Source organism: Mucilaginibacter sp. (genome assembly GCF_039207105.1).
Taxonomy (GTDB): Bacteria; Bacteroidota; Bacteroidia; order Sphingobacteriales; family Sphingobacteriaceae; genus Mucilaginibacter.
In genome coordinates, this window is the sequence record NZ_JBCECK010000010.1 from 41261 (window position 1) to 63453 (window position 22193).

The window sequence follows — 22193 nt, forward strand, 5'->3', positions numbered from 1 at the left end:
GGCAAATCTGTTACATTTGTTAAATGCAAAAGATACTGATTGCCAACCGCGGCGAAATTGCCCTAAGAGTTATGCGGTCTGCCCGTGAAATGGGTATTAAAACAGTTGCCGTATATTCTGACGCCGACCGTAATGCCCTGCATGTACGCTATGCGGATGAAGCAGTTCACATAGGCGAGGCTCCCTCGGCCCAATCATATCTTAATGCCGAAAAAATTATAGGTGCCTGCCGCAAAACAGGTGCTACGGCCATACATCCCGGCTATGGTTTTTTAAGCGAGAATGCTGCCTTTGCCAGGCTGGTACGTGAGGCCGGATTGGTGCTCATCGGGCCATCGCCAGAGGCTATGGAGGTAATGGGTAACAAGCTGTCGGCTAAAGCTGCTGCTTTAAAATACAATATCCCGATGGTTCCGGGTACCGAAGAGGCTATTACCGATGTTGCAGAAGCCAAAAGGCGAGCTGTGGAGGTAGGTTTCCCTATACTCATTAAAGCCGCTGCTGGCGGTGGCGGTAAAGGCATGCGCATAGTTGAGGGTGAAGCTGATTTTGAAGAACAAATGCAGTTGGCCGTATCTGAGGCCACATCGGCCTTTGGGGATGGTTCTGTTTTTATAGAAAGATATGTATCATCGCCACGGCATATTGAAATACAGGTTTTGGGCGATACGCACGGAAACATAGTTCACTTGTTTGAACGTGATTGCTCTGTGCAGCGCCGCCACCAGAAGGTAATTGAAGAGGCCCCCTCAATGGTGCTTACCCCGCAGATCAGGGAGCAGATGGGCAAATGCGCGGTTGATGTGGCCCGCTCTGTAAACTATACCGGCGCAGGTACAGTAGAGTTTATTATGGATGATAACCTCAATTTTTATTTCCTGGAAATGAATACCCGGCTACAGGTTGAGCACCCGGTAACTGAACTGATAACCGGTATTGACCTTGTAAAGGAGCAAATTAATATAGCCCGCGGCCATGCCATTAGTTTTAAGCAGGAAGACCTGGAAATAAGGGGGCATGCTATGGAATTAAGGGTATATGCGGAGGATCCTTCTAATAACTTTTTACCCGATATAGGTACGCTGCAAACTTACATTACACCAAAAGGAGCAGGTGTAAGGATTGACGATGGTTTTGAACAGGGCATGGAAATCCCTATTTATTATGACCCTATGATAGCCAAGCTGATAACCTACGGTAAAAACCGTGCAGAAGCTATTGAACGCATGATAAGGGCAATTGATGAGTATCAGATAACCGGGATAGTTACTACACTGGGCTTTGGAAAATATGTAATGCAGCACGAGGCTTTTACCTCAGGTAATTTTGATACTCACTTTGTTAAAAAGTATTTTACTCCTGATGTACTGCAAGCCTATGACGATAACGAAGCCAAAGTTGCTGCCATTATCATGGAAAAATTACTCAGCCAAACAAAAGTAATAACCGCCTCAACAGAAAATGTGGAAACGAGCAATTGGGTAAAAAACCGCAGCAGGTTATAAAATTTCGGTAAGCTGGCTAAAGCTGTTAACAGTAGCTACCATGCCATTGGGCACGGATCCGAAACCATAGCTGGCAAAAATGAAAGGTACACCGGCTTCTGTAGCCGCGTTATAATCGCCCATAGTATCGCCCACATAAACCGGGGCTTTAAGTTGGTGGTCGTTTACAATATCCTTAATGTTATCGGCTTTGGGTTTACCTTTGGTGCCAAAACATTGATGCGCCAAAAAGTGCGTATGCATATCATTCAAATCCAAAAACAACTCGATATAACCACTTTGGCAATTGCTCACTATATACAGTTTATACTTAGTTCCCAACTGCTTTAGGGTTTCGCCCAGTTTAGGGTAAAGTTCACCGCCTTTACTATGCAATATTTCCAGTTCGCTTATGCCGCAAAGAGTTTGTACTTCTTTGCGTTGCTGAGTATCAAGGTTTGGGAATAGCTTATCAAAAATGGCATCATAGGTCATGCCGGTAATTGATCTTACACGTTCTACGGTCATTTCCTCATCAATATAATCAACCTGTGCAATTGCTGCCTGCCAGGCCAGGGCCACATTGGCAGTGCTATCCCAAAGGGTGCCGTCAAGGTCAAAAATTATACTGTCGAATTGATTGTGTAATGAAGTTTCCATAGCGTGGGCAAAAGTAATAAAAATAGATGATTGAGCGATAAAGACCGATATAAGGTAACCCGGTGTCAATAGAGATATACGAATGTGTACATATAGAATGCGTAAAATTACGTATGCTAATGGGTGCTATCCCTCATGTATTTCGTTTTAGCAAGGCTTAACTTTGAGTCAATATTTAATCCGTTACCTGTTATATTTTTAAGCAATACCATGAAACTCTTTTATCACTTTTTAATTTTTGTTTTCGTATCGCTCTTGTTAATTGCCTGCGCAAACCTGTTTACTACCGATCGCGAAAAAGAGCTCAATCAAGTTCCATCAGGTTCAAAGCATAGCCATAGTAGCCGGTTAGATAGTTCGGTAAAAACAGATAAACAGAATAATACCCCTTACATCATAACCAGCTTTAATTATAAAAACTTTTTAAAAGGCAGAAGGTGGACAGATAAACAATGCAATATAATTGCCGGTTTAAAAAGCCACATCTGGTAGTTGTAATAGCTGTACCAAATTGGGCAGAATTGTGAATAAGAATTTTGTTTAGTTTAATTAGTTAGGGATCAGTTGGCAAGCAGTCATTACAGCAATGTAATGGCTGTCTTGTTTTTAGGGGATGTAAAACTTACGGGGCTAAGTCCCGTAAGTTTTTTTAATATAGTCATTTATACAATGGAAAATGCCCGAATGAGAATAGCAAGGCAAACATGGGTATGGCTAACAAAATGTACACGCGGGCCAGTTGCCTGTCATCGGCATTGCCCATTACAAATACATTATACAGGTCTTTTTTTATGGTGATCAATTTGGTTTTCATAGGTCAAAAAATTAATGTTATAAACTTTAAGCTTTATATAATTATGACCGAAAGCGTTAATTAAGGTTTAATGTGCATAAAAAAACGCTTGCGGTTTTTACGCCGCAAACGTCCATCATCATCATCAAAAAGAAACAAAAAGATCAGTCAATTTTGTCCTGGCTCAGCTCAGGGTGATAGTGAAGGCCCGGGGTAAGCCAGTGCAACAATATTACCCTTGAATATCTGAAGTTGAAGGGCGATAGTATTACCGCTACTCCTAATATTATGGAAACATACAACCACGGGTTTCTGCTGCCGGTTAACACGCTGATTGCAACGGCAATGGTTACCATTTCGGCTACGTTAAACGCATAGCTCACAAACATGGCCACATAAAAATAACCGGGTTCCCGTTCAAACACCAAACCGCAATGTGAACAGGTGGTATTCATTACCTGGCCTTTAAAGCCGTACATGCCGTTGGCAAAGAGTTTACCACGCCTGCAACGCGGGCATTTAGCGTGTACAATGGCGGGCCAGGCGGCTAATTTGTATTGTTTATTTTCCATGATCGTATATTAATTTTTTTCTGAATTCTTCGGGAGTGGTTTCTTCCAGCTTTTTAAAAAACTTGGTGAAATAAGAGTTGTCGCTAAAATTTAATTTGAGTGATATCTCATTGATACTTAGCTTAGGGTTGGTAAGCATACGTTTGGCTTCCAGCAATACCCTGTTCCTGATCATTTCGCCAGCAGATATACCCATAATATCTTTGCAAACCGCGTTAAGATGATTAGGGGTAATATACAGCATGGCTGCATAATCTTTAGGTAACTTGATATCGCTGTAATGATGCTCTATTAAGTTTTTAAAACTCTTGAGCAGCGTTTGGTTGTACGATGAATTACCTCCCGAAACCGGGTTTATGCAAAGCCTGTTAACCTTGATAAATATCTGTAGCATTAAAAGCCTAACCATATCGCTGGCTGATGCAGAGGGCGCTTCATACTCGGCTATAATAGTTTCAAATAAAGCTTTAACAGTCTTATAAGTTTCATCAGGTAAGTTGATCACCGCGTCGGCCAGGTTACCGCTGAAAAATGAAAAGTTATCAAGGTATCCCTGCTGCAACAAAAATGATTGTAAAAATGAAGTTGAAAAATTGATGATATAGCCGTCTGTATGACCACTGAAACTCCAGGAATGTACCTGGCCGGGTGTCATAAAATAAATTTGACCAGGCCTGGCTTCAAAGTTTTCAAAATCGATAGTGTGTGTGCCGCCAGCCTCTGTAAATAACACCACATGGTAAAATGAATGGCGGTGGGTGGTCAGCAGGTTTTTATGGGTATCCAGGTATGGCGCAAAACGGCTTATAAGTATATCGTCCTGATCTATATCAGATAGGGAGCAGATATCATATAGTGGTATGTTTTGTATCATGAAACAAATTTACACACCAAACTACCACTTATAATGGTACTATTTTATTTTTTAATGGTACTATTTAAGGATAATTGAATAGTACCATTAAAAAATGTTTTATTTAGTATGCGCTTGCTGTATTAAGCGTTTCAATAGCTTCAGTGCTTAATTGAAGGGATGCTGCTTGCGTAAGTTCATGAAGCTGAGCTAAGGAGGTAGCACTTACTATAGGCGCGGTTATGCCGGGCCTTGCAATTAACCATGCTAAAGCTATAACTGCGGGCTTTGAGTTGTATTGAGCAGCTACCTCATCCAAGGCTTTTAATATATTGAATCCCCTTTCTGTTAAATATTTTTTAACCAAACCAGCCCTGCTGCGTCCCTCCAGATCATCTAACGAGCGATATTTGCCGCTCAAAAAGCCGCTTGCCAACGAAAAGTAGCTGATAACACCAATGTTCTGCTCCCTGATAAAAGGCTCAAAAACAGTTTCGTATTGCTGGCGGTCAAATAAATTATATTCAGGCTGCAGGGTTTGGTAAGCAGCCAATCCCTTTTCGCGGCTTGCTTTAAGTGACTCGTGCAAGCGCTCTACCGAAAAATTAGATGCGCCAATGGCCCGCACCTTACCATCTTTAATCAATTGATCGTAGGCGCTCAAGGTTTCCTCAACCGGGGTAGCGGCATCATCATAATGCGATTGGTACAGGTCAATATAATCTGTTTGCAGCCTGCTTAACGAATCTTCAGCGGCTTTAATGATGTAATCCTTTTTAAGCCCTTTCTTATCGGGGCCAAGTTCGGCACCTACTTTGGTGGCAATAATTACCTTATCGCGTTTGCCGCCTTGTTTAAGCCATTTGCCAATTTCAGTTTCAGAATCTCCACCTTTATTGCCCGGAACCCATGCCGAGTAAACATCGGCAGTATCAACCGTATTAAATCCGGCATCTAAAAATGCATCCAATAAAACGGCATTATCATTGCCTTTAACGGTCCAGCCAAATACATTACCTCCAAAAACCAGTGGGGCGGTTTTTAAGCCGGATTTACCTAATTCACGTTTTTCCATAGTGTTTAAATAAGATATCCAAGTTCATTATAAAAGTTATGGCAAGCGTCAATTGTTTGTCAGCAAATTGAAATTGGTGGTCAGGTAAAGGTAATGTTACGAGAGGCGTAAAACGAGTTTGCAAAAGTTAATGCCCAATAAATTATACCATATTAATTGGTGTTATACGCATATTTTTAAGGTGTTATACACATATTTTTATTTTATAACCGTAGTGACATTTGATAAAAAAATATCACATGAATAAGAAACTCCTGGTGGTTTGCATAATAAGTTTATTATCTGCCACAGCTACCTATGCCTATACCGGGCCAAAATCTGATGGGGATTATAAAGTGGTGATCAATGATTTTATTGATAGCCACGTAAACTCCGATTATAAAAAACTTAAAAATATAATGGACGATAACTCCAGCTTAAACATACCACGTGGTAATAAAGTTATCAAACAAGATAAATCAAGCCTGGTGGAGAGCCTGAGGAACAATTCGGGCACTAAACAAAACTGTGAGTCAGATTACCAGGTACTTGCCAAGAGTGATGCCTTAGTAATAGCCCGGGTCGATTTCAGTTATCATGATACTATTCAGCATAACTACCTGATAGTTGAAAAAGACGATAATGAACAATGGAAAATTGCACAGGTTTATAAGATGTTTGATGATATAGAAGCACCGGTTAATAATGAACGGGTAACAGCTAAAAAAGAATTTAAAAACTGATCTTATTAATCAATTAACTGAATGGGGCAGCCAGACAGGTTGCCCTCGTAATATCGAATCACCCCAAAAGGGGGATTTTTTTTATTTTATTTAGCTTTAATTTGAATTTAATTGTGTTGATACTTAGGGCTATTAATTTGTGTGTAATTGAATAAGCGGTTTATATATATAACAAGGGTATTTGTGTGCGCGATATTCCTTTGTTTATTGCAGGGAAGATTGGTGCTGGCCCAGAAATACACCTTTGCCCACTATGATATTGAGAATGGGTTGATACAATCGCAGGTGAATAAGTTATTTATGGATAATGAACACCGCCTTTGGATTGCTACTTTGGGAGGTGTTTGCCGTTTTGACGGGAAAGATTTTGTAAGTTATAACAGGCAGGATGGACTCCCGAGTAACTTTGTAAAAACTGTTTTTGTTGATAAAGCAGGCCGTACATGGTTTGGTACGCTAAACGGATTGGCCGTACTTGACAACAATAAGATTAAAACTATAGTAGCTGATACGGAGCAAAAAAACAATATGGTTACCAATATTGCTCAGGATGGTAATGGAACCATATGGGTAATTATGGCAGGCGATCTGTTCAGGATCAGCGGTGATAAAATGGTCCAAACCTCGCCCTTGAACGGGTTTAAGGTTACCGCTTTAACAGTAAACAAGGGTAAATTATATGTAGCCGTTTATCAAAAAGGCTTGTATAGCTTAACCGGTAATAAATGGACCTTTTCTACAGCATTTGATACCCGGTATGGATCGGTGCCGGTCCGGAAAATTTTGTTCGACAAGTTTGACAGCCAAAGAATATTCATTTTGGCGTGGGACGGTTTGTTTTACATTGATAGCAATAATCAACTTCAGCCTTTTGCACCTAAACAAACGGCAACCATAAAGGGGCAAATGCTTAGCCTGGAGCAGGATAATTATAAAGCCTTATGGGTAGGTACAGATAATGGCGCCTATTGTATACCTAATGAAAGCGAGGTGATACACTATAATTCGGCAAAAGGATTAAGTGATAACTCAATAGAAGATATATACTGCGATGCTGATCATAATTTGTGGCTGGCAAGCGGAGGTAACGGCGTGTACCGGTGCGAGGGTAACGGATATGTAACCTTTGATATATCGCAAGGTTTGTCCAACTCAAAAATTGCTATGGCTATTACAACAGATTGGAATAACCATGTTTTATTAGGCATTGATGGTGGTGGCCTGCTCAGGTATGACGGGCAAAAATTAACTGAGGTAGCTACGCCTGTTAAACCGAAATATTTAAAAGGGGTACAATGTTTATATACCGACAAAAATAAAACTACCTGGATTGGTACAGATCAGACTGGTTTATGGCAATATGATCAAAAGGGTTTCAGGCAGGTAAAAGGCAGCGAGGACTTAGCCTTTCATTGTATTACAGCTAATAGTGATGGGATAATATGGATGGCTACTTCAATGGGATGCTATTATTATGAAAGCGGCCAGCTAAAGCATTTAGAAAAAAGTACAGATTTCTCGGCATCGCTGGTAGCAACCGGCCGCGACTCGGTGTTTATCGGTACGCAAAATGGTATTGTGCTGGCGGTGAATAAAAAAATAGTGAATACTTTCTCTAACCAGAAACTGCTTAAAAACTCAGCCATACTTTGCATGTTCCGGTATAAAGATCAGATGCTTATTGGTACCGATGATAGTGGTATGTTCACCTGGGATATCAAGAGCGGTCATTTAAAGGCATATACTGTGAATGATGGCCTCAAGGCCAATGCTGTTTACAGCATCATGGCCGATGACCTGGGTAAAATTTGGATAGGTACAGGCCGCGGGGTTAGCCGCATGCAGTATGACCCCGTTAAACAGCAATTTTTAGTAATTGATAATACCGGCACCAAAGAGCCTGTTTTTGAAACCAACCAAAACGCTATAATTTATAGAGATCATCAAATTTGGGTTGGCACCACCAAATCGGTCATGGTTTATAATACACGTGTAAAGGCCCAGCCCTTATCGCCACCCCACATCCTGATTGAAAATGTTAAGCTTATGCCCCACGTTGGCAGAAACACCGATACCAATTATACTTACTTAAACAATAATTCGGAACTCAGTTACAGGCAAAACCATTTAGCCATTTCATTTACCGGAGTATATTTAAAAAATCCGGAAGGGGTGTCATACCGGTATAAACTGGTCGGGCTGGACAGCGCATTTTGCGCGCCGGTAAAAAATAATGTAGTCGATTATCCTATGCTGCCTCCCGGCAAATACACTTTCAAGGTAAAAGCTATCAGTCCCGAAGGAAAAATATCTGCAAACACGGCTAATTTTAGCTTTGAAATTGTGCCTCCGTTTTATCAAACACTAACTTTTCAAATATCGGCAGTGTTGTTTTTTGTTTTAATAGGTTTTGGATTGCAGAATATATGGCATCATAGCAAAATACAGCGCCAGCAGGTAATTGAAGCTATGAAGCAGGAAGAGAAAATTAAAATAAGGCAACAAACCGCCGAAGATTTTCATGATGACCTGGGTAATAAATTAACGCGCATATCTATCCTCTCCGAAATTTTAAATGCCAAAATTGAGCATCACCAAACAGATCAGCTTACTTTGGTTGATCAGATCAAGCAGAATGCGGCCGCGCTTTATAATGGCACCAAAGATATTTTATGGGCGCTTGACCCCAAAAGCGATAATTTATACGAAACCCTGATGCATATTAAAGGTATAGGCATTGAGCTTTTTCAGGATGTACCAACCGATTTTATATTTGAAGGGATAGAGGAGAGCCTGCAGCAAATTAAGCTGCCAATGGAGTATAGCCGCAATATTACCATGATATATAAAGAGCTGCTAAACAATGTACTTAAACATGCTGATGCTAAACGTGTTGTATTACAATGGGCCTACTTTGATAAATATGAGATAAATTTGCGCCTTACCGATGATGGTAAAGGGTTTAGTATGGATACTATAACCAAAGGGCACGGATTAAATAATATTAAAGCCAGGGCAAAACGGATAAATGCCGAACTCGTTATTGTTTCGGAAGAGGGAAAGGGAACGGCTGTTGAATTAAGGTTCAGGAAAAACGTTGCCGCTTAATTATATAAGAGCTATGAATCGTAACATAAAAATAAGCATTATTGAGGATGATGATACTATAAGGAATGGTTATGCCTATTTAATTGGTGCCACAGAAGGCTATGATGTGGTGAGCACCTATTGTTCATTTGATGAAGCTGTTAAAAAAATAGCAGTCGATCATCCGGAGGTTATATTGCTGGATATTGAATTGCCGGGTACTAATGGCATTGATGCTATACCCAAATTAAAAAAGCTATTGCCTCAGTGTTATATATTGATACTAACTGTTTACGAATCAGAAAAATTGATATTTAACGCATTGGCGAATGGAGCATCAGGCTATTTGACTAAGAATACACCTTCGGCTAAAATAATTGAATCAATTAAAGAAGTAAAAGAGGGTGGAGGGCCCATGAGCATCAATATAGCCAAGCTGGTTATACGCTCGTTTCAAAAGAATCAGGAGTCGCCCTTGTCCAAACGCGAAACCCAGATCCTGGAATTAATAGGTGAGGGGAAAAGCCGGAGTCAGATAGCTAAGGAGTTGTTTATCGACCTTGAAACAGTGCGCAGCCATATCAAAAATATATATAACAAGCTTGATGTTAATTCACGTGCCGATGCCATAAAAATGGCAAAGCAAAATAAACTGATCTAAAATACTCCGGGAAACGTACAACTGTTCCGATTTATACAATTTTAAAATTTGTAGTCCTGTTACCTTTGGTAATAAGTTATCGTAAATTATTTTTAGAGAGATACTTAGCATTACTTGAAATTTGATCAAAGTATAAAAAGCAGGTTCGGTTATTGTTAGTATCTGGTTTTAATAGGTTGATAATTAGTTTCTTGTATATGATGGTGCAAAATGAAGCTTAATACACTTTGACTACATAAAATCCCCCAAATAGGGGGATAGGTTACTCATTAGTTAAGCCTATCTTTGATATGTACGGAAGTTTTAACTGATCGGCTACTGTAACTCGCATTAATTATCATCTCAATAATTAAGAGAGCTTATCCTGCAGTTTTTAAATAACTATTGCATCGTGAAACGGAGAAGTAATTCTGTTTATTGATGATAATAATGTTTTAAAAATTAAGCCATATGAATAGCTGCCATCTTATATGGTCAACTGTCTATAATGGTAGTCAGGTGTCTGAAGGTAATAGGGTGTTGCCGAACAAATAAAACACAGGGAATAATAAATTTTATGTTATGGATTATTCAAAAACTTTAAGAAATAATAATAAAATATACAGCCGTACAAGCAGTCAGGGTCAGAATCTGCAATATAGTTCAGACTTTAGCCTGCGCTTTGTTTTTGCCGGTAATGAACGCTATGATATCGGCCGAAGAAATTTATCTATATATCCCGACTCGTTTTTAATACTCAACAGAGGTACACAGTTTTCAACTGATACCGATTCAGATATTCCGGTACAATCATTTAGTATTCATTTTGATGAGCAGTTTTTAAATGATTTAAAAGATAGCTGGTCTTTTAGTGGCAGCCACTTGCTGGGCCGGAGCGCCTTTAAGACAAAACACTTGTTTGAATTTGATGAAACTATTTATCCACTCAGCGGCGATCTGATGTACAATGTATATCACCTTAAGCAATATTTGGATAGTGGATTAGAGGATGAATTACTGATTAACGAATACTTGCATCACTGCCTGGTTAATTACTTCAATATTTATGATGAAGAGATAATTAACAAAGCTGACAGGCTCCATTTTTTAAATCAAAATACTAAAATGGAGATATTGCGAAGGCTTAACCTGGCTAAAGAATACCTTTATAGTAATTATAATCAAAATATAAGCCTGGAAGATCTGGCAGAACATTCCTGTCTTTCTGTGAATCATTTGCTTCGTACGTTTAAACAGGCATTTAATTTAACACCGCATCAGTTTTTAATACAACTGCGTTTAAGAAGGGCCCAACTTTTATTGAGGAACACTTCATATCCAATTAACGAAGTTGTAAACTTAATTGGTTTTGAGTGCCCAAGCTCTTTTATCAGGTTATTTAAAAATCACTATAAGATTACTCCTTTGAAATACAGGCAGATAGCTTAGTTTGCCTGTATTTTATTCTTCAGAGCTAAAAAAGCAATGCCACAAGTGATCCCAAAAACTTGTGAAACTAATGTGTGAAAATTGTGAAAATGGTGATTCTCGCACATTGGGCTATAATCTCATATGTTATTATTGTGTTTTGTATAAGTAAAGTAGGCTTTAACTTTAGCCGCTATTGATTAACGATAAACACATATATATGGTAACAAACCCTACTTAAATTTAATATTCATTTTATTATACAGGCATAACCAAAATGCATGTAAATACCAGAATATCAATTGGCTCCCCTTCAGTTGATAGGTCTGATCATTTTAATAAGTTGTACAGGCTATTTGACAACTGGGATTGAAATTTTTTTAGCTAATAAGATATCTGTTTGTTCTTTGTAGTTTTGATGGTGAAGGTTTTTTTAAGGATGGGGTAAGATGATTAATTAATGGTTTAAACCTTCGCTAAACTGTATTTAACAGTACTACAATCAATTAAATGCCCAAATCCTTGTCTGGCATTTAAATTCTTATTAAATTTAAAAGCATAAAATAATAATACATATTTAATAATTAATTTAAAAAGCATGAAACAAAAATTACTCAAAATTTTCATGATTTGTTTATGCATGGTCACTACGGCCTATGCGCAAAACAGAACCGTTACCGGTACAGTAACCGCTAAGGAAGATGGTTTACCTATGCCTGGTGTAACTGTAAAAATAAAAGGTACACAAGTTGGTACCCAAACCAATACAAATGGTAAATACTCACTTAGTGTGCCTGCGGGCTCAACATTGGTATTTTCATTTATCGTATACGCCCCGCAGGAAGTTGTAGTTGGCGATAGAAAAGAGATAAACGTAGTGCTGGTGCAAAGCAACCAACAACTGAATGAGGTAGTTGTAACCGCGTTAGGCGTTAAGAAAAGTGAGCGGTCTATAGGTTACTCTGTATCTACTGTGAAGGGCGACGACCTGGTTAAATCTGGTGAGTCTAACATAGTTGAAGGTTTGGCTGCAAAAGCAACAGGTGTATCGGTAGTTTCATCAAGCGGTACCCCGGGTGCTTCATCAAAAGTTATTTTACGTGGCCCTGCAACATTCCAAGGAGACAATCAACCGCTTATCGTCGTTGACGGTGTGCCGATTAACAATGATGTAAATTATGTTAACGCAGGTGATAACCCTTACGACAACAGGTTGGCTGGTGCACAGCTTTCAAATAGGGCCATTGATATAAACCCAGATGATATTGAATCGGTAAGTATCCTTAAAGGCCCGGCAGCTGCGGCTTTGTACGGACAATCTGCAGGTAACGGAGCTATAATTTACACTACTAAAAGGGGAAAATCAAAAAATGGCATAGGTGTAACATTTAACAGCAGTGCTCAATTTGATAAGGTTAGCAAATTGCCTAAGTTACAAAACCGTTATGGTCAGGGTTCAGGCGGTGTGTTTTCAAGCGGAACAGCTAACAGTTTTGGGCAGGATCTGATTGCTAATAAAATCCCAACGTTTGATAACGTAGGTAATTTCTTTAAAACAGGTTCTACACTTACCAATAACGTTGCAATTAACGGTGGTAATGATAAAACTACCTTTAGGATGGCTGTAGGAAGCTCTAATATCAAAGGTATTATTCCTTCATCTTTTTTAAACAGGTATAATGTGCGTTTAACTGCCGATAGCAAACTAAACGACTATATTACTGTAGGTGGAACCATGAACTACACCAATACTAATAGCGAATCTCCTTCGGGCGGTTCAGATTTGTCAGGTGTGATGCTTGCATTATTAAGAATGCCGGTTGAATTTGATGGCAGGAATTACATCAATAAGGATGGTACCCAAAACACTTATTTTGGATCATATGATAACCCATTCTTCTCTGCACGTTATAACCCTTTTACCGAAGAAAATAACAGGTTGGTAGGCAATGGATATGTAGATGCCAAACTGAGCAAAATATTTACCTTATCATTTAAAGTAGGTGTAGACTCATATCACACATCAGATGAAAAAGATTATGCAGTTTCATCTGTAGGAAATGATGCAGCAGACGGTACAGGTCAGGTTAACAGGATAAATGTTGATTTCCGTAGCTTATACTCTGATTTATTATTGAAGTTCAACAAATCATTTGGTGCCAATAAATACTTTACCTTAAGCGGTTTAGTAGGTGCTAACTATAACTATTCACAATCTACAAGCTCTTTTGAGCGTGGCAGGGTTTTATCAATTCCCAACTTTTACAACTTTAGTAATGCTGCTGAGCTTTATGTTAGCAATGATGCATCATATCAGAACAGCAAAGCGGTGTTAGCTGATGTTACCTTAGATTACAGAAGCCAAATATTCTTGACTTTAACCGGTAGAAATGAATGGTCAACAACATTTGGTCCGGATTCAAAAGGTTTCTTTTATCCTAAAGCAGATATATCTTATGTATTCTCAAGTTTGCTAAAAGATCAAAAAACAATCAGCTACGGAAAAATAAGATTTGCTTATTCAAATGTAGGTATCTCTCCGGGTGTTTATAGAACTAAAACATACTTCACAGTTCCAACAATTGCCGATGGTTTCACCAATGGTTTAAGTTTCCCTTATCCGGATGCTGATGGTGTTAATCATAATGGTTATGCGATTTCTGCTACAGTACCTTCAGAGTTTTTAAAACCGGAAAGAAACCAGGGCCTTGAGGCTGGTTTGGAAATGAAGTTTTTTGATAACCGTTTAGGTTTTGATGCAACTTTATATCAACAAACTTCTCATGACCTGTTAATTTCTCAGCCTGTTGCCCCAACTTCTGGCTTCCAATACTTTTTCCACAATATTGCACAGATCAGAAACAGAGGTATTGAGATCGGTGTAACCGGTACTCCTGTTAAAACAGAAAATTTCAGGTGGGATGTTACCGCTAACTGGTCAAAAAACAACAACGTTGTTCAAAAACTGGCTCCGGGTGTAACCGAGTTTGCCGTGGGTAACTTCTTCTCACAACCACAATCATTTGCTATTGTAGGCAAGCCATTCGGCGCATTATATGGTTATGCCTTCCAGAGAGATAGTAAAGGTAGTGTACTGATAAGCCCTGATACCGGCTTACCACTTATTGCTACTGAACAAAGCCAGTTGGGTAATCCAAACCCTACCTGGTTAGGGAACATAACTAACGAGTTTACTTATAAAGCGTTCTCTTTCTCATTCCTTTGGGATTTCAGAAAAGGCGGAACTTTATGGAACGGTACATGGCAGAACCTGAACTTCAGAGGTAAATCAATCGAATCTGAAGACAGGAACAGAACCTATGTTATTCCTGGTGTTGTAGCCAGCGGACCAAATGCAGGTCAGCCAAATACCAAAGAAATTTCTGGAACTTCTTATATTACCAACTACCTTGGTGGTGGCGGTCAAACCAACGAGTTATCTATGCAGTCAGGTTCATGGATCAGGTTAAGATCTGTTAATTTTGCATACAGATTAAATCTGGCTAAAAACAATCCTAAAACACCTGTTCAGTACGTTGAGTTTGGTTTAGCGCTAAGGAACATTTTCCTATCTACTCCTTACAAAGGTGTTGACCCTGAAACCGGTTTAACTGGTGCATCGGCAAATGCTACAGGTTATGATTATTACAATAACCCAGGTACAAAATCAGGATCAGTTTCTGTTAAAGTTGGTTTTTAATCTTTTAAACATTATTAAAATGAAAAATAAAAAATATTTTGCGATGCTTGCTCTTGTTTTGGTAAGCGCTTGTAAAAAAGGAGATGTGCTGTATACGAGCCCTAATGATCCGTTAAATGTGACGCCTGCTGTATTATTAACCGCACTTGAGGTTAATACTATTCAAAATACCGAAGGTGATTTGGCCCGTGTTTCATCTATTCTGTGCGAACAAATGGCGGGTGCAACTGGTCAATACCAGGCTTTGCAAAACTATAACCTGCAAACCAGTGATTACAATAACCATTGGGTTGGTTTATACGCCGGTACCATGCAAAATGCCAAGATCATGATTGATAAATATCAGGCAACTGATCCTTATTATGCCGGTATTGCGCAAGTTATTATGGCTATTAATTTAGGTATAACAACCGATTTATGGGGAGATGTTCCATATTCTCAGGCTTTTGGTGGCCAAAAAGGTGTGTTTGTTGCTCCTTATGATACACAACAACAGGTTATAGCTTCTATCCAATCTTTATTAGATCAGGGTATTGCGAATTTCGCTAAAGCACAAACTGCTAACGTTGAAGTCCCTGCCGGCGACGACCTTTATTATGGTGGTGATGTAGCTAAATGGACAAAAGCCGCCTGGACCTTAAAAGCCAGATATGCAAACCGAGTTAGCCTTAAAGATCCGCAATCTGCCGCCAATGTATTAACATATTTGGCTAAAGGCATAACCAGTGCAGATGATAATTTAGTAAACCCTCACCCTGCAGTGAGTAATGCTCAGAACCAATGGGGCGCTTATCAAAACCAGCGTGCCGGTAATATGGTTGCTAACAGTGTTTTTGTAGATGCCTTAAAACAAAATAACGATCCAAGATTACCTTTCTATTTTTCTATAGACACACACGAAAAACCTGAATACTCAGGAGCTGATATTAAGCAAGAAATAGTAGACGCTGATGCATCTGTAATAGGATCATATTTTGATGTAGCCAGTAACTATCCATTGGTAACTTCATATGAAGCGAGTTTCCTTGCGGCTGAAGCTAAAATAAGGCTTAATGCCGGTGATCCCACTGCTCTTGCTGACCTTAATGCCGGTATTGTAGGTTCTATAGTTTATGTTACAAAACCAGATCTATCAAAAGTTACAGTTGTACCACCCACTCATTATACTGCTGCAAATTTAACCAATATAATGACTGAAAAATGGAAAGCTATGTTTGGCCAGATTGAAGCCTACAGCGATGTTAGACGTACAGGTATCCCTGCAATGGTTATCAGGCCAGCTTCTGCGGGTGCTATCTCTACTACTATTCCTAAAAGGTTACCAACACCAGATATTGAGTCTCAATCAAACCCGGATGCTAAATACATAGCATTGGATGTACCAGTTTGGTGGGGTACTAAATAATTATAAAAATGCTCTAAATAAAAAAACGGGCTGCTCAAAAGAGCAGCCCGTTTTTTGTTACCATATTTTTTATTTGATAATAAAGTGCTGGCTTATTGCGCTATCAGTCATTTTGATTTTACTGCTATGATGCCACCGTACATTATGGGTGATTTTCACATATCTTTTTTTTTCTATACATACTATGTTTGTATTACCAGATAGTTTTTGTTAAAATATTTGGTCAGTTAATAGTTAATTAAAAAAGTCAGTAACGCGAGGTCACTGACTTTTTTTGTTGATTATATATTTGATTTTTAGATTTTTAGTTCTTGAAATATGCTAAAATCACTTTTGCAAAAAGAAATGTAACATTTAGTAATATTTAGATGTCATAATAATACATATAAAGCTGACTATGAAACTATTTACTTTATTAGCCGTTGCCGGCGGACTGTTCTTCAACTCGTTTTGCCTTAATAACGGTGGCACAAAAAAACTTAAAACCTGCTCCAATGTCAACGTTTCAAGGCACTGTAATAAAAAATGCTGTAAAAATGTAAAGAGTGCAAAAGTGCTAAGCTTTAGTACATGCAAGTCTGTTTAATTATAATCGAAGAATAATTATTGTAAGATATTGTCTGTAATTTTTGCAATATCGTAGCTAATCTTATTAATAAATCCCAGCTGCTCTTTCAGCAAGCTATCTTCTGCCGATAGCTCGGGTTTATCGTTATCAGTAACCCCCGGAGCTTTGCCAATATTAAATTCAATATTATCGCCGTGAAGTTTTTTGTTACTTTCATTTAATACCGTTATGCTTTTTTTAACCAGCTTGAGGGCATCGGAGTGAGGTTGTTGTATATCTCTTTTAATTAGCCCTGATGCTATATTGGCAATATATGATGATAAAATATGGTTTAGCACTACAAATTTATGTACATCCTTCACATTACGTTGTTTGCTTTTAGGTTCAGATGTCATCCTTTCAAAGGCGGCAGATAAATTGGCAGATTTTACGTATACATCTTTTCGGGCAAGTTTATACATGGTTGTGCCTGTTATCCGGCCCGAGAGGCTTTCGGCAATAGTGATCAGGTAATTAATGTTAGCCACAATTACATCCCGCAGGGTTTGCTGTATGATCTCAAACTCCCAGGTTGGAAATAATACATAACTGGCTATTAAGGCGATAGACGAGCCTATCAGCGTATCAATTATACGTTCCTGTGCCACATTCAGTAAACCTACCCCTAAAAGCTTGAATAATATAAGTACATAAGGGGTGGTGAAAATTACACTAACCACATAATTTAACCTTGAAAAGCTATAGCTGCCCAGCATAAATATGATCAGGAAAACAAACTGCGCTGTAGTATCAGGGATAAAATTAAGTATGAGTATACCAATAACACCACCGCATATGGTGCCGATAAGCCTGTGATAATTGCGTTGTTTAGACAGGGTGAAGCCCGGCTTTAGTATAACGATGATAGTTAGCAACACCCAATAGCTATGATGCCCCAGGGATACTGTTTTGGCGGTAATAAAGCCTATTAAACATACCAATGATACCCTTAAAGCATGCTTAAAAGTGCCCGAGCCCAAGGTGAAGTTATCAAAGAAAATATGCGGCGCGTAATCCTGGTGGGTAACAAACTGAGTATATTCCACGTCGCCGCGTAATTCGGTTGATTTAGGCGCGATCCTGGATTTGTTATAGTTATATATATTGTTAATACTTTCGCTCAGTGTGCGCAGGTTGATCAGTATTTTTTTTAATACCAGGTTGCTGGTTTCCTGGTTATTTTTATCAATAGCATCAATCTTTAACTTCAGTTTTTCCAGCTCCAAATTAAAATCGATAATGCGTTTGCTGCGGGCATTGGATAATACCATATAAGCTATTTCATCAACTTCATCAGCCATATGGTTGATGATGCGTGCCACCTCGTTAAGTATGCCGGTATCTTTGTATTTTTCGCGTATGTAGTCGTAGTCATAATGGGTGGCCAAAATTTGCTCATACATATCAACCAGGTCAACAAAGGTAAGCACCAGTATACGACTGCCCGCGGTTGATTCTTTTACCAGCAACCTGCTTTTAAACAGCAACTCGCGTACCGCATCCTGGTGCTGGCTTACATATATTTGCTGCGATACCAGCTTGCGGTAACTTTCGTCAATATCTTTTTCAGGAATATAAAAATCGGCTTTGAGCCTTAAAAATTTAGCAATATCTGCCACGCTTTCACCAAGTGATTGCTGCGCGGCCCTGTATGGTCTGATACCAAAAAATATAAGACTGAACAACATGTACCATACGCCTCCTGCCAAAATGGTAGCACTATAGCCAACAACACCGCTTGCGGGCAAAGCCTTATCCATCATAAATATCATGATAAGCAACGAGGATGTTCCTACTGATGCCGCCCGGTTACCATAAACTGTAAACATGGAAAACACAAACGAAAAAAGAGTGATCTCTAAACCCAGCGTATAAACATTGAGCCTGGCAAAACCGGTGATAACTGCCACCAGGAAAAGGCACAAATTACCCACGGCCATTGAATTGCGTTTGTGGGTGGCTGGTCCGGGGTTATCAATAACGCAAATACAAAGCGCGCCTAATGATAGGGTAAGGCCCAGATCAAACTGGTTAAATTGCATTAACACTAACGATGGTATGAGTATGCCTATAGACATACGCAAACCGTCAGAAAAATACTGGCTGTAAAAAAAGCTTTTTATTTCCCTGTTGTTAATATTCATCAAAATAGTTTGTTGGGTTTAGTGCTGTTGGGCAATTGTAGGCAAGTTATAAAAATCCTTTTTTCTGGCTAAATTTCAGATGCTTTCATTAAATGTTTTTTTTGGGCCAAAATGGAGTTGTAAATTTACAAAAATTAAATCTTTAAGCCTTATTTTAGGAAATATGATATTAATAACATTATTCCGTTATTAATTAGCCATTTTTTGCTAAAATTTAATTTTAGATAATTAAATTCACCCCCTGGTAATGAATATGAGCCTGTATTCATTAGTTTTCACCTCCAATTAATTAGTACTATGTCATTAACTTTAAAACTCAGTCAGCGCGAAACAACTTTTAATAACGAGGTTGTAACCCGGTTTGAGTTATATAACAGTTTATTTCAAACACTACCTTTTTATCAGGTAAAGGATACCGGTATTTTACTGCCGTTTTTTAGCTCGCACTGTGAAAAGGGTGCTGCTATGCAAGCATCACCTAATGATATCATCGAAACTTTTTTTAAGAAGTACGTACCTGATATTGATCACAAGGAGCAGATAAACCGTATGTTTAGGTTTATTCAATATATTGAAAGGCAGGTGGTATTGTTTGATGCTATTGAAGATTCATCTTTCAATAAATTAGGGAAGTTTGATGATTCGGGCACCCTGCAAAGCCTGTTACAGCAAGCCGCCGTAAGTGATGAAACCCGCAATAAGATCAGCGAAAAGTTAAAAGATTTTTCGTTAAGGCTGGTACTTACCGCGCATCCTACCCAGTTTTATCCGGGTACGGTGTTAGGTATCATGACCGACCTGATAGAGGCTGTTAAGGTTAATGATATCAATAGCATTGATGAATTATTACAGCAACTGGGTAAAACACCTTTCTTTAACAAAACCTCGCCTACACCGGTTGATGAAGCCGTTAGTCTGTCGTGGTTTTTAGAGAATATATTTTACCATGCCGTATCAGGCATTCAATCCAAGCTTGAAGAAGAGTTTGATATAGACGCGACTACAGGTCAGGCCCTGGAACTTGGTTTTTGGCCGGGAGGCGACAGGGACGGCAACCCTAATGTAACTACACAGACGACTAAGGATGTAGCCAGCTTTTTAAGGCAGCGTTTATTCAGGTGTTATTTACGCGATTTTAGGGTGCTTAAACGCCGCATCACCTTCAGAGGGGTTGAAAAGGCCATGAACAAGCTCGAGAAGCTGATCTATAAAAACGCGAACGAACACCCGGATACTAAAAATCTGCAGGGCGAATTATTGAATCTGCTACTGTCTATCAAACAAACTATCATTAGTGATCACGGAGGCTTATTTGTTGACCTGGTTGAGAACATGATCCAAAAGGTTCGTTTGTTTGGCTGTTACTTTGCCACACTTGATATCAGGCAGGATAGCCGCGTTTTGCGCAGCGTTTTTGATTATAGCTTAAAAAATATTAAAACCGGCACTGTTAAAGGATACAATGGTTTAGAAGAAGAAGAAAAATTAAAGCAGATAAGCTTTAACGAAGCTGATTTCCATTGCCCTGAGGATGCCGACGACATGACCAAAGATACCCTGAACACCATCAGGTTGATGCAGGAGATTCAGCAAAGCAATGGCGAAAAGGCTTGTCAGCGGTTTATTATCAGCAATTGCCAGCAGGCATCTGATATATTGCAGCTGATCGATCTGTTTTTATGGAGCGGCTGGAAAAAAGATGCGCTGAGCGTTGATTTTATGCCATTGTTTGAAACCGTGAACGATTTAACGCGTGCCGGTGAGATCATGGAGCAGCTTTACACCCATCCATACTATGCCGAACATTTGAAAAAACGCGGTAACAGGCAAACCATTATGCTTGGTTTTTCTGACAGTACCAAAGATGGCGGCTACCTGATGGCCAACTGGTCTATATACAAAGCTAAAGTTGAGTTAACCGCAATTGCACGCAAGTATGGCGTAAGCCTGGCGTTTTTTGACGGCAGGGGAGGCCCTCCAGCACGTGGTGGTGGCAAAACACACCGTTTTTACGCTTCAATGGGTAATGAGATAGCTAATGAGCATATCCAGTTAACTATACAAGGCCAAACCGTAAGTTCACAGTATGGCTCGGTTGAAACTGCACGCTTTAACATGGAGCAGCTGATCAACGCGGGGATCATATCTGCCCTGCACCCAAATCATAATGATTTGCTGGATAACAGGCATAAAGAGCTGATATCGCAAATGGCCGACGAAAGTTATAAGCTATTTATGGATCTGCGCGCGCATCCTTTGTTTGTAGATTATTTGGAAAAATTCAGTCCGCTTAAATTATTGTCGCGTATCAACATCAGCAGCCGCCCTACTAAGCGGAATGCCGGTGCACCTTTAAAGTTAGAGGATCTGCGTGCTATTAGCTTTGTTACGTCATGGAGCCAGCTGAAACAAAACATTCCGGGTTTTTACGGGGTAGGAACTTCGCTGAAAAAAATGAAGGATGCCGGCAACTGGTTAGAGATAAAAGAATTGTACAGAACGTCAGGTTTCTTTAAAACGATGTTGGATAACTGCGCCATGTCGATGTCTAAATCTGATTTCAGGGTTACAGCCTATATGGAAAAAGACAAAAAGTTTGGTCCATTCTGGAAAATGCTTAAAAATGAATTTGAGCTTACCCGTGAGATGCTGCTTGACTTGACAGGAAGTGCTGTGCTGATGGAAGAATACCCTGTTGAGCGCCGCTCTATAGCTATACGTGAAAAAATTGTATTGCCATTGGTTATCATTCAGCATTATGCCTTACAGCGCTTGAATAATAACCCCGATAGCGAGTTTGCTGAAATATATGATAAACTGGTGATCAGAACGGTTTACGGTATCGTGAATGCGGGCCGTAACCTGGCATAAGCTTTTTAACAGACTTACGAAGTTTTTAAAACTTCGTAAGTCTTCTTTTATAGTTTTCCTTATTCATACTCTGTCATTTCGAACGATAGTGAGAAATCTTGTATGACTGGAATTATAAGATCTCTTACTATCGTTCGAGATGACATTGGGGA

General features: G+C 39.2%; 15 protein-coding genes. 9 read left to right on the plus strand and 6 right to left on the minus strand.

From position 1 onward, the window contains the following. The first annotated feature begins 23 nt into the window (after positions 1–23). A complete protein-coding gene (gene accC, locus AAGC65_RS03775; RefSeq protein ID WP_343111073.1) occupies positions 24–1505 on the plus strand; it encodes an acetyl-CoA carboxylase biotin carboxylase subunit in 1482 nt (493 codons plus the stop codon). Here accC and AAGC65_RS03780 read toward each other — a convergent pair. Beyond that, positions 1500–2144, minus strand: coding sequence for an HAD family hydrolase (locus AAGC65_RS03780; RefSeq protein WP_343111074.1), 645 nt, complete (start codon positions 2142–2144; stop codon positions 1500–1502). The genes accC and AAGC65_RS03780 overlap by 6 nt on opposite strands. 210 nt (positions 2145–2354) lie before the next feature. Here AAGC65_RS03780 and AAGC65_RS03785 point away from each other — a divergent pair, with 210 nt between their 5' ends. After that, positions 2355–2636, plus strand: coding sequence for a hypothetical protein (locus tag AAGC65_RS03785; protein ID WP_343111075.1), 282 nt, complete (start codon positions 2355–2357; stop codon positions 2634–2636). 166 nt (positions 2637–2802) lie between these two features. Here the strand turns inward: AAGC65_RS03785 and AAGC65_RS03790 are convergent, their stop codons facing one another. The 4 genes from AAGC65_RS03790 to AAGC65_RS03805 form a co-directional block, all read right to left on the minus strand. Next, positions 2803–2958, minus strand: coding sequence for a hypothetical protein (locus AAGC65_RS03790; RefSeq protein WP_343111076.1), 156 nt, complete (start codon positions 2956–2958; stop codon positions 2803–2805). 143 nt (positions 2959–3101) lie between these two features. Next, positions 3102–3509 (minus strand): DUF983 domain-containing protein, encoded by a 408-nt coding sequence (locus AAGC65_RS03795; RefSeq protein WP_343111077.1) that lies wholly within the window; start codon positions 3507–3509, stop codon positions 3102–3104. Next, a complete protein-coding gene (locus AAGC65_RS03800) occupies positions 3499–4383 on the minus strand; it encodes a helix-turn-helix transcriptional regulator (RefSeq protein ID WP_343111078.1) in 885 nt (294 codons plus the stop codon). Before AAGC65_RS03800 ends, AAGC65_RS03795 begins: the two co-directional genes overlap by 11 nt. A 103-nt stretch (positions 4384–4486) precedes the next feature. Continuing rightward, positions 4487–5437, minus strand: coding sequence for an aldo/keto reductase (locus tag AAGC65_RS03805; protein WP_343111079.1), 951 nt, complete (start codon positions 5435–5437; stop codon positions 4487–4489). Between the two features lie 239 nt (positions 5438–5676). Here AAGC65_RS03805 and AAGC65_RS03810 point away from each other — a divergent pair, with 239 nt between their 5' ends. From AAGC65_RS03810 to AAGC65_RS03835, 6 genes are all read left to right on the plus strand, one after another. Beyond that, positions 5677–6159, plus strand: a complete 483-nt coding sequence (locus tag AAGC65_RS03810) for a hypothetical protein (RefSeq protein ID WP_343111080.1) — start codon at positions 5677–5679, stop codon at positions 6157–6159. A 183-nt stretch (positions 6160–6342) separates the two neighbouring features. Then, complete coding sequence (locus AAGC65_RS03815) at positions 6343–9267, plus strand: two-component regulator propeller domain-containing protein (protein WP_343111081.1); 2925 nt, start codon at positions 6343–6345, stop codon at positions 9265–9267. Between the two features lie 13 nt (positions 9268–9280). Next, the gene (locus tag AAGC65_RS03820) at positions 9281–9907 is read left to right on the plus strand and encodes a response regulator transcription factor (protein ID WP_343111082.1); all 627 of its coding nucleotides are present in this window, start codon (positions 9281–9283) and stop codon (positions 9905–9907) included. 561 nt (positions 9908–10468) lie between these two features. Further along, complete coding sequence (locus AAGC65_RS03825) at positions 10469–11335, plus strand: AraC family transcriptional regulator (protein WP_343111083.1); 867 nt, start codon at positions 10469–10471, stop codon at positions 11333–11335. Between the two features lie 577 nt (positions 11336–11912). Beyond that, on the plus strand, positions 11913–15014 hold the full coding sequence (locus AAGC65_RS03830; protein WP_343111084.1) for a SusC/RagA family TonB-linked outer membrane protein: 3102 nt from the start codon (positions 11913–11915) through the stop codon (positions 15012–15014). Between the two features lie 19 nt (positions 15015–15033). Further along, complete coding sequence (locus AAGC65_RS03835; protein ID WP_343111085.1) at positions 15034–16419, plus strand: SusD/RagB family nutrient-binding outer membrane lipoprotein; 1386 nt, start codon at positions 15034–15036, stop codon at positions 16417–16419. Positions 16420–17022: 603 nt separating this feature from the next. On the opposite strand, the gene AAGC65_RS03840 is transcribed toward AAGC65_RS03835, so the two are convergent. Next, positions 17023–19170 (minus strand): FUSC family membrane protein, encoded by a 2148-nt coding sequence (locus AAGC65_RS03840; protein WP_343111086.1) that lies wholly within the window; start codon positions 19168–19170, stop codon positions 17023–17025. A 297-nt stretch (positions 19171–19467) separates the two neighbouring features. Here AAGC65_RS03840 and AAGC65_RS03845 point away from each other — a divergent pair, with 297 nt between their 5' ends. After that, positions 19468–22041: a phosphoenolpyruvate carboxylase gene (locus AAGC65_RS03845; protein WP_343111087.1), complete on the plus strand. Its 2574-nt coding sequence runs from the start codon at positions 19468–19470 to the stop codon at positions 22039–22041. Positions 22042–22193: the final 152 nt, after the last annotated feature.